Origin of the sequence: Brevundimonas sp. (assembly GCF_035935935.1) — a bacterium.
Taxonomy (GTDB): domain Bacteria; phylum Pseudomonadota; class Alphaproteobacteria; order Caulobacterales; family Caulobacteraceae; genus Brevundimonas.
Window position 1 is genome coordinate 1 of sequence record NZ_DASYWO010000013.1, and the last position, 12,429, is coordinate 12,429.

At 69.1% G+C, this 12,429-nt stretch carries 14 protein-coding genes and 2 riboswitches; of the genes, 8 read left to right on the forward strand and 6 right to left on the reverse strand.

Going from position 1 to position 12,429, the window contains the following annotated elements; all coding sequences use genetic code 11:
• The coding region (locus VGR32_RS12960) for a hypothetical protein (protein WP_327451306.1) at positions 1 to 266 on the forward strand (266 nt) is incomplete at its 5' end.
• A 264-nt stretch (positions 267 to 530) separates the two neighbouring features.
• Here VGR32_RS12960 and VGR32_RS12965 read toward each other — a convergent pair.
• Positions 531 to 953, reverse strand: coding sequence for a hypothetical protein (locus VGR32_RS12965; RefSeq protein ID WP_327451308.1), 423 nt, complete (start codon positions 951 to 953; stop codon positions 531 to 533).
• A 129-nt stretch (positions 954 to 1,082) separates the two neighbouring features.
• Entirely contained in the window at positions 1,083 to 3,029 is a 1,947-nt protein-coding gene (gene acs / locus VGR32_RS12970; protein ID WP_327451310.1) for an acetate--CoA ligase, read from the reverse strand.
• A 73-nt stretch (positions 3,030 to 3,102) separates the two neighbouring features.
• Positions 3,103 to 3,198, forward strand: a riboswitch (glycine riboswitch).
• Between the two features lie 3 nt (positions 3,199 to 3,201).
• Positions 3,202 to 3,298: riboswitch (glycine riboswitch) on the forward strand.
• Positions 3,299 to 3,343: 45 nt separating this feature from the next.
• On the opposite strand from acs, the gene gcvT reads away from it, so the two are divergent.
• From gcvT to gcvPB, 5 genes are read left to right on the forward strand one after another with little or no spacing between them, the layout of a single operon-like run.
• The gene (gene gcvT / locus VGR32_RS12975; RefSeq protein WP_327451312.1) at positions 3,344 to 4,459 is read left to right on the forward strand and encodes a glycine cleavage system aminomethyltransferase GcvT; all 1,116 of its coding nucleotides are present in this window, start codon (positions 3,344 to 3,346) and stop codon (positions 4,457 to 4,459) included.
• 9 nt (positions 4,460 to 4,468) lie between these two features.
• On the forward strand, positions 4,469 to 4,834 hold the full coding sequence (gene gcvH / locus VGR32_RS12980) for a glycine cleavage system protein GcvH (protein ID WP_327451314.1): 366 nt from the start codon (positions 4,469 to 4,471) through the stop codon (positions 4,832 to 4,834).
• Positions 4,835 to 4,855: 21 nt separating this feature from the next.
• Positions 4,856 to 5,275: an MAPEG family protein gene (locus VGR32_RS12985; RefSeq protein ID WP_327451316.1), complete on the forward strand. Its 420-nt coding sequence runs from the start codon at positions 4,856 to 4,858 to the stop codon at positions 5,273 to 5,275.
• A 46-nt stretch (positions 5,276 to 5,321) separates the two neighbouring features.
• Positions 5,322 to 6,668 carry an aminomethyl-transferring glycine dehydrogenase subunit GcvPA gene (gcvPA, locus tag VGR32_RS12990; RefSeq protein WP_327451318.1) on the forward strand — a complete coding sequence of 449 codons (1,347 nt, stop codon included), beginning with the start codon at positions 5,322 to 5,324 and terminating at the stop codon, positions 6,666 to 6,668.
• 2 nt (positions 6,669 to 6,670) lie between these two features.
• Positions 6,671 to 8,248 carry an aminomethyl-transferring glycine dehydrogenase subunit GcvPB gene (gene gcvPB, locus VGR32_RS12995; protein WP_327451320.1) on the forward strand — a complete coding sequence of 526 codons (1,578 nt, stop codon included), beginning with the start codon at positions 6,671 to 6,673 and terminating at the stop codon, positions 8,246 to 8,248.
• A 3-nt stretch (positions 8,249 to 8,251) separates the two neighbouring features.
• Here the strand turns inward: gcvPB and VGR32_RS13000 are convergent, their stop codons facing one another.
• Entirely contained in the window at positions 8,252 to 8,842 is a 591-nt protein-coding gene (locus VGR32_RS13000) for a helix-turn-helix domain-containing protein (RefSeq protein WP_327451322.1), read from the reverse strand.
• A 79-nt stretch (positions 8,843 to 8,921) separates the two neighbouring features.
• On the opposite strand from VGR32_RS13000, the gene VGR32_RS13005 reads away from it, so the two are divergent.
• Positions 8,922 to 9,842 carry an SDR family oxidoreductase gene (locus tag VGR32_RS13005; protein WP_327451323.1) on the forward strand — a complete coding sequence of 307 codons (921 nt, stop codon included), beginning with the start codon at positions 8,922 to 8,924 and terminating at the stop codon, positions 9,840 to 9,842.
• Here the strand turns inward: VGR32_RS13005 and VGR32_RS13010 are convergent.
• Entirely contained in the window at positions 9,839 to 10,636 is a 798-nt protein-coding gene (locus tag VGR32_RS13010) for an FkbM family methyltransferase (protein WP_327451325.1), read from the reverse strand. The genes VGR32_RS13005 and VGR32_RS13010 overlap by 4 nt on opposite strands.
• Before the next feature lie 65 nt (positions 10,637 to 10,701).
• Here VGR32_RS13010 and VGR32_RS13015 point away from each other — a divergent pair, with 65 nt between their 5' ends.
• On the forward strand, positions 10,702 to 11,172 hold the full coding sequence (locus VGR32_RS13015; protein ID WP_327451372.1) for a DUF6789 family protein: 471 nt from the start codon (positions 10,702 to 10,704) through the stop codon (positions 11,170 to 11,172).
• 65 nt (positions 11,173 to 11,237) lie between these two features.
• On the opposite strand, the gene VGR32_RS13020 is transcribed toward VGR32_RS13015, so the two are convergent.
• Complete coding sequence (locus VGR32_RS13020) at positions 11,238 to 11,750, reverse strand: F0F1 ATP synthase subunit B (protein WP_327451327.1); 513 nt, start codon at positions 11,748 to 11,750, stop codon at positions 11,238 to 11,240.
• Complete coding sequence (locus VGR32_RS13025) at positions 11,750 to 12,310, reverse strand: hypothetical protein (protein WP_327451329.1); 561 nt, start codon at positions 12,308 to 12,310, stop codon at positions 11,750 to 11,752. Before VGR32_RS13025 ends, VGR32_RS13020 begins: the two co-directional genes overlap by 1 nt.
• Positions 12,311 to 12,429: the final 119 nt, after the last annotated feature.

Genomic DNA, 12,429 nt, shown 5'->3' on the forward strand with positions numbered 1-12,429 from the left:
GCCGGACGAAGGACGGATCGCTCGAAATCTGGTTGAACCCGGCAGGCCGCGATCTGTTGGTCAGCGAACTTCAGAGACTGAGCGAGCAGAGCGATCATTTCCACATCATGCCGGAAGAAATGGAGCCTGAACTGCCGACACTTAGCCAGCCGTACGAGGACGGCGACGAAGTGATTCAGTGGGGCAAGGTGCTCTTCCGTACAGACGAATGGGACAAGGAGCATTTCCCTCACGTGCTGGGCGTCGCCGCCCAAGATGTCAGCTAACGGCTTCCGCTCGACCGTCCCCTCCCGACCCGTTGCGGACGTTGGCGAGCCAAAATCCGTCAATCAGCGGCAATCCTCAAAGTCTCTTATGCGGCGGAGCATTCGACCGTGCCAAGGATCAAGGCAAATCTGTCCGACTTCGAGCCCGAAGAGGAACTGCATCTCGGAAGCAGGCGGGAAGAGATGCATGTCTCACTTTCCCCTAGCCGAGGCCCCGAGACAAATGATCGCTGACCACCCCAAGGCGACGATCTGCTCCCGACCCTAAGCGGATTTCAGCCGCCTTACCCGTCCGAGTTGATCGATTACTTTGGGCCGCCGGGCGGCCTGACCGACATACCGGTCGCGAGAGGTTCTCCCTCGCCGGTCCGTGACTTCAACGATGAAGTGATGCTCACCCTTCCCGACGTATCTGGTGATGAGGCGGTCAAAGTCGGCAACGGCCACACCTTGTTTCTGGCAAAGTCGTGGAAGGGCTTGTGCGTAGAGGCTGATTGCCTTGGCGAGAGAAGGTGACACCTGCCCCACCGACGTTCCCGTGAGGAAGTCCACCTCGATGAACCCATCAGGGTTCGAAGCCGCTTCCGCGAAGACGTCCGTCTCGTAGAGGCCGATCAGAAATCCCATCCCGCAAGAGAGGGAGTCGGAGATGTTGTGGCCGACAGATGTGAGGACCGCGTGTTTCACGATATGCAGCGTAGCACCGTGATGTCCGCTTTCCACCCCCAGCGGAACCTCATCGCGACGGCTTGCAGGCCAGCGCATCTGCGCGCGCGGTGCAGCTTCCGCCGGCGATGATGCGCATAGTCGATCGACTTACCGCCGCGCCGTCTTCGACCCTTCGATCAGGTCGTCGACCACCGCGGGATCCGCGAGGGTCGACGTGTCGCCCAGGGCGCCGGTCTCGCCCTCGGCGATCTTGCGCAGGATGCGGCGCATGATCTTTCCGGAGCGGGTCTTGGGCAGGCCGGGGGCCCATTGCAGGGCGTCGGGCGCGGCGATGGGGCCGATGACCTTGCGGACGTGGGCGACCAGTTCGCCTTTCAGCGCGTCGGTCGGCGCGACGCCGGCGTTGAGGGTGACGTAGGCCCAGATGCCCTGGCCTTTCACGTCATGGGGGAAGCCGACGACGGCGGCCTCGGCGACGTCGTCGTGCAGCACGAGGGCGCTCTCGACTTCGGCGGTGCCCATGCGGTGGCCGGACACGTTGATGACGTCGTCGACGCGGCCGGTGATCCAGAAGTAGCCGTCCTCGTCCCGGCGGGCGCCGTCGCCGGTGAAGTAGCGGCCGGGGTAGGTCGAGAAATAGGTGTCGAAGAAGCGCTGGGGATCGCCGTAGACGGTGCGCATCTGGCCGGGCCAGCTGTCGGCCAGGCACAGGTTCCCGCTGACGGCGCCGGACAGCTCATGCCCTTCGGCGTCCACCAGGATGGGCTGGACGCCCGGCAGCGGCAGGGTGGCGGAACCGGGCTTCAGGTCCGTGGCGCCCGGCAGGGGCGAGATCAGGATGCCGCCGGTCTCGGTCTGCCACCAGGTGTCGACGATGGGCAGACGCCCCTGCCCCACCACCTGATGATACCAGCGCCAGGCCTCCGGGTTGATCGGCTCGCCGACGGTGCCGAGCAGGCGCAGCGACGACCGGCTGGTGGCGTTCACCGGCCCGTCGCCCTCGCGCATCAGGGCCCGAAGCGCTGTGGGGGCGGTGTAGAAGACGGCGACATTGTGCTTGTCGACGACCCGCCAGAAGCGGCTGTGGTCGGGCCAGTTCGGGACGCCCTCGAACATGAGGGTGGTCGCGCCGTTCGCCAGCGGGCCGTAGACGCCGTAGCTGTGGCCCGTGACCCAGCCGACGTCGGCGGTGCACCAGTAGACCTCTCCCGGGCGGTGGTCGAAGACGATCTCGTGCGTCCAGCTGGCCCAGAACAGATAGCCGCCCGTGGTGTGCAGCACGCCCTTGGGCTTTCCGGTCGAACCGGAGGTGTAGAGGATGAACAGCGGATCCTCGGCCGACATGGGCTCGCACGGGCAGTCGTCGGAGACGCCGTGCTTCGCCTCGCCGTAGCGGACGTCGCGACCTTCGACGAAACCGACGTCGGCGTTGGTGTGGGAGATGAGCAGCACCTTCTCGACCGCGACCTGTTCCAGCGCCGCGTCGACGTTGGCCTTCAGCGGCACGCGCCGGCCGCCGCGCAGCCCTTCGTCGGCGGTGATCACGACCGTCGAGCCGCAGTCCTCGATGCGGCCGGCCAGGCTGTCGGGCGAGAAGCCGCCGAAGACGACGGAATGCACCGCGCCGATGCGGGCGCAGGCCAGCATGGCCACGGCCGCGGCCGGGATCATCGGCAGGTAGATCGTGACGCGGTCGCCTTTCACGACGCCCAGCGACTTGAGCACATTGGCCATGCGACACACCTCGCGGTGCAGCTCGGCGTAGGTGAGGTGACCGCTTTGTGCGGGGTCGTCGCCCTCCCACAGGATGGCGCGCTGGTCGGCGCGGGCCGGCAGGTGGCGGTCGACGCAGTTGAAGCAGGCGTTCAGCACGCCGTCCTCGAACCAGCGGATGCGGAAGTCCGCCTTGTCGAAGGAGACGTCCCTGATCTTCGTCGGCGGGGTGATCCAGTCGAGGCGCGCGGCCTTTTCGGCCCAGAAGCGCTCAGGGTCGGCCAAGACGGCGGCACAGGCGGCGTCGTAGGCCGCGCGGTCCATGCGGGCGTCGGCGGCGAAGACGGGATCGACGGGGTGGATCTCCGGATCGACGGTCATGGACGGCTCCTCGCTGAGGCGTCCTGCCTACCCCGTGCCGCTTGACAGGGGCAAGGTTACGGGGCCTTTGGGCGGCGCTCTCGCGGGAGAGATCGGGCGCCGATTCCAGTCCGACGCCGAAGGCGCAACCGCCCCGGAAACGCTCAGGCAAAAGGACCGCGAAGCGCACGGACGCTGGAAAGAACCCGGCCGGGTTCGCCGACGGAGCAAGGCGCCATTCAGGACGCGGGTCCTGGCGGGGCCGGAATCTCTCAGGCTTCAGGACAGCGGGGGCTCCTCGGGCTGGACGTGCCCTGAACGGAGACCCGACGCCGATGACCGACGAAACCCTGAAGATCACGCCGCTGAACGCCAATCATCGCCGGCGCGGCGCGCGCATGGTCGGCTTCGGCGGCTACGACATGCCGGTGCAGTACGAAGGCGTGCTGGCCGAGCACCGCTGGACCCGGGAGCACGCCGGCCTGTTCGACGTCTCGCACATGGGCCAGGCCAAGATCACCGGCGCGGACGCGATCGCGCAGTTCGAACGCTTCGTGCCCGGCGACTATCAGGCGCTGAAGGCGGGCAAGCAGAAGTATTCGCTGCTGCTGAACGACCAGGGCGGGATCCTGGACGACCTCATGGCGGGCAAGCCGGATCACGACGGGCTGTATGTGGTGGTCAACGCCGGCAACAAGGACGCGGACTTCGCGCATCTGGAGGCCAACCTGTCCGGCGACGCGAAGCTGAAGGTGCTGGACGACCGGGCCCTGCTGGCGATCCAGGGGCCGGAAGCGGCCGAGGTCATGGCGGCGCACGAGCCGGTGCTGGCCGAGATGGGCTTCATGGACTCGGCGCGGCTGATGCTGTTCGGCGTCGACTGCTACGTCTCGCGCTCGGGCTACACCGGCGAGGACGGGTACGAGATTTCCGTGCCGGCGGCGGATGCGGACCGGATCTGGGACCTGCTGCTGGAAGACGCGCGGGTGAAGCCGATCGGGCTGGGCGCGCGGGACAGTCTGCGCCTGGAGGCCGGTCTGCCGCTGCACGGCCACGACATCGACGCCGGGACGACGCCGGTCGAGGCGGGGCTGACCTTCGCCCTGTCGAAGTCACGCAAGGAGCGGGCGGATTTCGCCGGCGCCGACGTGATCAACGGCCAGCTGGCGAACGGCACGGACCGCGTGCGCACGGCCCTGATCGTCAAGGAAGGGGCCCCGGCCCGGGAAGGCGCGGAGATCGCCGACGCCGACGGGACGGTGATCGGCAAGGTCACCTCGGGCGGGCCGTCGCCGACCCTCGGCAAGAACATCGCCATGGGCTATGTGCCGCCGCAGTTCGCAGAGCCGGGCACGGAGCTGAAGGTCGTGGTGCGCGGCAAGCCCGCCGCGGCCGAGGTCGTCGCCCTGCCCTTCGTCGCCCAACGCTATCACCGCAAACCCAAAGCCTGAGGATCAGCCATGAAGTTCACCAAGGACCATGAGTGGGTGCGACTGGAAGGCGACGTCGCCACCGTCGGCATCTCGAAGCACGCCGCCGACCAGCTGGGCGACGTGGTGTTCGTCGAGGTTCCGGACGCCGGCAAGGCCGTGTCGAAGGGCGACGGCTTCGCCGTGGTCGAGAGCGTCAAGGCGGCGTCCGACGTCTATGCCCCCGTGGACGGCGAAGTGGTCGAGGGCAACGCCGCCCTGTCGACCGCCCCGGAAACGGTCAACGCCGATCCCGAAGGCGAAGGCTGGTTCGCGAAGATCAAGGTGTCGGACGCCGGCCAGCTGGACGCCCTGATGGATCGCGCCGCCTACGACCAGTACCTGACGACCCTCTGAGAGCGCTGAAGCGAGCCGATCTTGACGTGGCTGGGCAGTCCATACGCGCCGCTCTTCGCCCACTTCGCATGGGTGATGGGTCTCTACGCGCTGCTGACGGCGGTGCGTCTGGACGCCGTTCGGGCACGTCGGGCGGCGCTGCGGGACTTCGTGCGCGCCGACGGCGACACGCCGCTGGGCGCCCGGGTTGCGCGCAATCTGGCCAATCAGTTCGAACTGCCGATGTTCGCCTGGATCGCGGTGGCCATCGGCGCCCCGCAGGCCCTGTTCAGTCCGATCGATCTGGCGGTCCTGTGGATCCTGGTCGTAGCTCGGGTCGCGCACAGCGCCGTGCAGATCGGAACCACCAACGTCGCCCTGCGCGGTCTCGTCTACACCGCGACCGCTCTCGCGGTCCTGTGGATCGTGGCCCGCGTCGCGCTCGGCGTGCTCCCGCAATGACCTCTCACTCCCCGCCAACGCCCCGTATTTTCCGGAACGTCTGAACATGCGCTACCTCCCCCTGACGCCCGACGACCGGACGGCGATGCTCGCCGCCATCGGGGCCAAGTCGATCGACGATCTGTTCACGGACGTGCCCCAGCAGGCGCGTCTGGACGGGCCGGTGGACCTGCCGCGCGTGGCGGGCGAGCTGGAGGTGGAGCGGGCGCTGGGGGCCATGGCGGCGAAGAACGCGACGGCGGGGACCGTGCCCTTCTTCTGCGGGGCCGGCGCCTACAAGCACCACGTGCCGGCGACGGTGGACCACGTGATCCAGCGGTCGGAATTTCTGACCAGCTACACGCCCTACCAGCCGGAGATCGCGCAGGGCACGCTGCAGTACCTGTACGAGTTCCAGACGCAGGTGGCGGCCCTGACCGGCATGCCGGTGGCCAACGCCAGCCTCTATGACGGCTCGACGGCCATGGCCGAGGGCGTGCTGATGGCGACGCGGGCGACGCGCCGCAACAAGGCGGTCATCTCGGGCGGGGTGCATCCGCACTACGTCCAGGCGACCGAGACGGTGGTGCACGCCGTGGGCGTGGAGACGCAGGTCCTGCCCGCCGCCGTGGACGCCGAGGCCGACGTGATCGCCCAGATCGGCCCGGACACCGCCTGCGTGGTCGTGCAGACGCCCAACGTCTTCGGCACCGCGACCGACGTGACGAAGATCGCCGAGGCCGCACACGCCGCCGGCGCCCTGCTGATCGTCGTGGTCACGGAAGCGGTGTCGATGGGCCTGCTGAAGTCGCCCGGCGAGATGGGCGCGGACATCGTCGCGGCCGAGGGCCAGTCGATCGGCAATGCGCTGAACTTCGGCGGGCCGTACGTCGGCCTGTTCGCCACGCGCGACAAGCTGATCCGCCAGATGCCGGGCCGCCTGACGGGCGAAACGGTCGACGCGGACGGCGAGCGGGGCTTCGTCCTGACCCTGTCGACCCGCGAGCAGCACATCCGCCGTGACAAGGCGACCTCGAACATCTGCACCAACTCCGGCCTGTGCACCCTGGCCTTCACCATCCACATGAGCCTGCTGGGCGAGACGGGGCTGCGGAAACTGGCCCTGTTGAACCATGAGGCGGCGGTGAAGACGCGCGACGCCCTGGCCGCGGTCCCCGGCGTGGAGGTGCTGACCCCGCGCTTCTTCAACGAGTTCGCGGTGAAGCTGCCGAAGCCGGCGGCGGAGGTGGTGGAGCAGTTGGCCCAGCATCGCATCCTGTGCGGCGTGCCCTACTCCCGCCTGGCTCCCGACGCGGGCATGGACGACGTGCTGCTGGTTGCGGCGACGGAGATCACCACGGACGCGGACATCAAGATTTTGGCGACGGCGCTGACCAAGGCGCTGGGGAACTGACCATGAGCACCATGAACACCGTCGGCCGCCCGACGACGCCGAACACGGTCGACCACGACTACAAGCATCCGACCCTGACGGGCGGGCGCGGCCTGCTGCAGGACGAGAAGCTGATCTTCGAGCTGGACGGCTGGGAGAAGACGGGCGTCGACCTGCCGGAGCCCAGCGGCGCGGGCTCAGACTTGGGCGATCTGGTCCGCCGCGATCGGATCGGCCTGCCGGGGCTGAGCGAGCCGGAGGCGATGCGCCACTATGTGCGGCTGAGCCAGAAGAACCACGCCATCGACCTGGCCATCTATCCGCTGGGTTCGTGCACGATGAAGCACAACCCGCGCCTGAACGAGAAGATGGCGCGCCTGCCCGGGTTTTCGGACATCCACCCGCTGCAGCCGCAGTCGACGGTTCAGGGCGCGCTGGAGCTGATGGATCAGCTGGCGCACTGGCTGAAGACCCTGACGGGCATGCCCGCGGTCGCCCTGTCGCCCAAGGCCGGCGCGCATGGCGAGCTGTGCGGGCTGATGGCCATCCGCGCGGCGCACGAGGCGTCGGGTCAGCACGAGAAGCGCCGCAAGGTGCTGGTGCCCACATCGGCCCACGGCACCAACCCGGCGACGGCGGCCTTCGTCGGCTATACCGTGGTCGAGGTGGCCCAGACCGACGACGGGCGCGTGGACGTGGCCGATCTGGCGTCCAAGCTGGGCGACGACGTGGCCGCCATCATGGTGACCAACCCGAACACCTGCGGCCTGTTCGAGCGCGACATCCTTGAGATCAGCCGCCTGACGCACGAGGCAGGGGCGTATTTCTACTGCGACGGCGCCAACTTCAACGCCATCGTGGGGCGGGTGCGGCCGGGCGATCTCGGCGTCGACGCCATGCACATCAACCTGCACAAGACCTTCTCGACGCCGCACGGCGGCGGCGGTCCGGGCGCGGGCCCGGTGGTGCTGTCGGAGGCGCTCGCACCCTTCGCCCCGGCGCCGTGGGTGGTCTCCGACGGCGACGGCTTCAAGTTGCTGGAACGGGCCGAGGAGGACGCGGAGCAGGCCTTCGGCCGCCTGTGCGCCTTCCAGGGCCAGATGGGCATGTATGTGCGCGCGCTCAGCTACATGATGAGCCACGGCTCGGACGGCCTGCGTCAGGTCGCCGAGGACGCGGTGCTGAACGCCAACTACATCAAGGCCCGCCTGCAGGACCTGATGAGCCCGGCCTTCCCGGACGGCCCGTGCATGCACGAGGCCCTGTTCGACGACGAATGGCTGAAGGGCACGGACGTCACCACGCTCGACTTCGCCAAGGCGATGATCGACGAGGGCTTCCACCCGATGACCATGTATTTCCCCCTGGTCGTCCACGGCGCCATGCTGATCGAGCCGACCGAGACGGAGTCCAAGGCCGAGCTGGATCGCTTCATTCACGCCATGCGTCTGCTGGCGGAGGCGGCCAGGGCCGGCGACGTCGAGCGGTTCAAGGGAGCGCCGTTCCACGCGCCGCTGAAGCGTCTGGACGAGACCCGCGCGGCGCGGGCGCCCAAGCTGCGCTGGACCGCGCCCGAAGGGTCGAACCTGGCGGCGGAGTAGGCGTCAGATCTTGCCGGCCGCCAGATCGCGCAGGCGGGCGAAGGCGGCGTGGCCGACCGCCTCCGGAGCTTCGGCCGCGCCGGAGATCCACGCCTCGGTCGCCATCCGGAAGATGTCGACGCCCACGGCGGCGGCGACGCGGCACGCCATGTCTCCCGCGGACAGCCCCTTCTGAGCGGCCAGCGCCGCGGTCAGGGCCTGCTCGACCGCGTCGTATTTCGCCTGGTCGCCCGCGGCGAGCGAGGGCGTCGAGCTGATCAGACGGGCCAGCGCCTCGCCCTGCGGATCACGGGGCGCCCCGGCCAGATCCGCGAAGGCCTTCTCCAGCATCTCCAGCAGGGGTTCGTCCGCCGGACGTGCGGCGACGGCTTTGGCGACCATGGTCGGGAAGCCCGCCTTGGTGGACAGGACGATCTCTTCCTTGGACGCGAAATAGTGAAACAGGCTGCGTCGCGAGACGCCTGCCGCCCCGGCGATCTGATCGAGGGTGACCGCTTCGAAGCCATGGTCGAGGAACAGGCGGATCGCCTCGCGCTGGATGCGGGCGTGCGTCTCAGAACGCTTGCGCTCCCGCAGACCGACGTCGCCGCTCACGGCTGTTTTCTGCACTTCTTGCATATTTGCACTTGGTGCATATAATGGTCCATCAGCATCTGGCGCAAGGATACCGACAATGGCCCACCGGACCACCCACGACATTCCCGACCAGACCGAAAAATTGGCCGTCGTCACCGGGGCGACGGGCGGAATCGGGCTGGAGACCGCCCTGGGTCTGGCGACGGCGGGGGCCGACGTGGTTCTGGCGGCGCGCAATCCGGACAAGGGGCGCGAGGCCGAGGCGTGGATCCGGGCGCGCGCGCCCTCGGCGAAGGTCAGGTTCGAACCGGTCGACCTGGCCGATCTGGCCTCCGTCAGGGCCTTCGCCGAGCGCATGGTCTGGGAAGGGCGGCCAATCGACGTGCTGGTCAACAACGCCGGCGTCATGGACCTGCCGACGCGCAAGACGACGGCCGACGGGCACGAGATGCAGCTGGGCGTGAACTATCTGGCCCACTTCGCCCTGACGGGGCGGCTGCTGCCGCTGCTGAAGGCCGGACGGGCGCGCGTGGTCCAGCTGTCCAGCGTGGCGCATCGGGGCGGCCGGATCGCGATCGACGACCTGAACGCCGAGCGGAGCTATCGATCCTGGCCCGTCTATCAGCAGTCGAAGCTGGCCATGCTGATGTTCGCGATGGAGCTGCAACGGCGAAGTGACGCCGGCGACTGGGGTCTGACCAGCGTGGCGGCGCATCCGGGCGTGGCGCGCACGGATCTGGTCGCGAACGGCGCGGGCGGCGAGCGGTCGCTGCGCACCTTCTTCACACGGTCCTTGATCGGGCTGATGGCGCATTCCGCGGCCGCCGGCGCCCTGCCCGTGCTCATGGCGGCGACCCTGCCGGCCGCGAGCCCCGGCGGCTATTACGGGCCGCAGGGGATGGGCGAGACACGCGGTCGCCCCGGACCTGCGCGGATCGATCCGGCGGCCAGGGACGCCCGGATGGCCGCGCGGCTGTGGGACCAGTCGGAGCGCCTGACGGGCGTCGTCTTCGACTAGACCGGGGTGAACAGGAAGTTGTTGGCGTAGTCCGGCGACTTCCAGAAGCGGTCGCCCTGCGCGTTCTGGTGCACCGCCGGGTCGAACCGCTCGACCGGCTTCAGTTCGCCGCGGTGGATGAACCAGCCGCGGTAGCCGCGGTCCTGCAGGAAGGCGAAGCCGTCGGAGACGGAGGACCCGTCCCGCAGGTGCCGCTGCTCGCTTTCGAACAGCAGGGGCGGCTGGTCCTCGCGCAGGATGCGTTCGGCGCCGCGGAAGACGTTCAGTTCGGCGCCCTCGACGTCGACCTTGAGGAAGCCGACGCGTTCACCGGCGGCGAAGGTCTCGTCCAGCGTCACGACGGGCACCTTGACCGTGCGCGCGCCGGCGATCGGCACGAGGCTGGCCTCAGGAGAGTTCTCGGACGGCAGGTAGAAGTCGAAGGCGCCGGAGCGGTCGGACACGCCCCTGGCCTCGATCGTCACGTTGTTCAGCCCCAAGCCGCGGGACGCCTGCTCCAGATAGGCGGCCAGCCCCGGCTGGGGCTCGAAGGCCACCACGCGGGCGGCCCAGCGCGACAGCCAGTACATGTAGCTGCCCTTGTTGGCGCCGACGTCGCAGGCGATCGCGTCGCGCGCGACATGGCGACGGATGGCCGAGAGTTCCGGACGCTGGTCGAGCAGCCGGGCGCGATGGGCGCGCCAGAGGAAGCGGGCGTTCATGCGGCCCTTATACAGGCCGCCCCCGCGGCCGCCAGCGGACGCGCCCGGCATGCCGCAGGCGCGAAGCACGGCCTTGTGAACGCCGTTCGCCACGATCGGCGTATGCTGATCGCGCGTAATCAGAACCGGAAAGAGCGTTGGGAGGCGCACAGGTCATGATGTCACGCGTAACCAAGGGAATGATCGCAGGCTTTTCCGCAGCATTGGCGGTGGCCGTTCTTGAGGCGGTGCAGATGCTGGCCGGGCCGTGGTTCGTCAGTTTCCCGCGACTGCTCACCGTCATCATGGGCACCGAAGGCGTGGCCTGGACCGGCTGGGTCGCCCACTTCGCGGTGGGCACTCTGGTGCTGGGGCCGCTGTTCGGCATCCTGTGTCCGCGCATGCCCACCGACACGCCGGAGACCAAGGGCATCGTCTTCGCCGTTGGCGCCTTCGTGCTGATGGGTCTGACGGTCGCGCCGCTGGGCGGCGTGGGGATGTTCGGCCTGGCGGCGGGCTTTCCCACGCTGGCGTGGATGATCCTGACCCACGCGGTGTTCGGCGCGGTGATGGGACACGTCTACGCCCGCATGGTCGGCAGGGAATGGCGGGTGCACCGCGTCCGCGACGACATCCATCTGGCCCACTGAGGGCCTGAAACGGAAAAGGCCCCGGGCGCGACGCCCGGGGCCCTGTCTCGCGGTTTCGCGGCGGATCAGTTCAGGCGGTCGCCGATCTGGGCCACGGCCTGGTCCAGCACCGGGTCGGCGCCGCCGGCGGCCAGACGGGCCGCCAGAATGGTCTCGGCCTGCTTCGCGGCCAGTTCGACGGCGGCCGCCTTGACGTCCGCGGTGGCCTGGGCCTCCGCCTGGGCGATGCGGCGCTCGGCCAGCTGCTGGCGGCGCGCCAGCGACTCCTCCAGTTTCGCCTTGGTCTCGGTCTCCATGCGACGGGCCTCGTCCTCGGCGGCCTTCAGCATGTCGGCGGCCTGGGCTTCGGCCTCGGCCTTCTCCTGACGGATCTGGGCCAGCAGGGCCTCGGCCTCGGCGCGCAGGCGCGCGGCCTCGTCGAGCTCGGACTGGATCTTGGCGGCCTTGGCGTCGAGCGCCCCGCCGACCATCTTCAGCGCGCCGGAAAAGACGACGATGGCGAAGAAGATGATCAGGCCGACCGCGACCCACAGCTCGGGGTTCTCGAGGTCGTAGAGATGCGGATTGAAGAATTCCATCAGGCGACGCCCCGGGAAACGGAAGTGAGCTCGGCGGCGGTGGGGGCCTTGCCGGTCAGGCGCTCGACCATGGCGGTTGCGGCGTCGGCGGCGACGGTCGAGACGTTGGCCATGGCGGCCTCGCGCGTCCGGGCGATGGCGCCCTCGGCCTCGGCGATGCGGGCGGCGACGGCGGCTTCTTCCGAAGCGGAGCGCGCGGCGGCTTCGGACGTGACGCGGTCCTTGGCGGCGGCGGCGGTGGCGCGGGCACGGGCGCGGGCCTCCTCGACCTCACGCTTGGCGGCCTCGGCCTGACCGGCCGCTTCGGCCTGGACCTGACGGGCGGCGTCGACGGCACCGGAAATGGTGCTGGACCGCTCGTCGAACACCCGGCGCATGCGCGGGGCGAAGACCCTGGCGATCAGGAAATACAGAACGACGAACAGGAAGACCAGGTAGACGATCTGGCCGGCCCAGTGCTCGAACTGGAACTGGGGCAGGCCGCCGCCCTCGCCGTGATCGCCGCCGTGCGCGACTTCGGTCGTGGCGTGCGTCGCCGCGGCCGGGGTTTCCCCAACCATGGGCTCGGTCGGGCCGGGCGGAATCGGAACGGAAGGCGTCTGGGTGGCCATGTGTCTGTCGCTGTTCGAAGAGGCTGCGAACGACGGGCGGGCGCCGAGGCGCCCGCACCGCCGTCAGC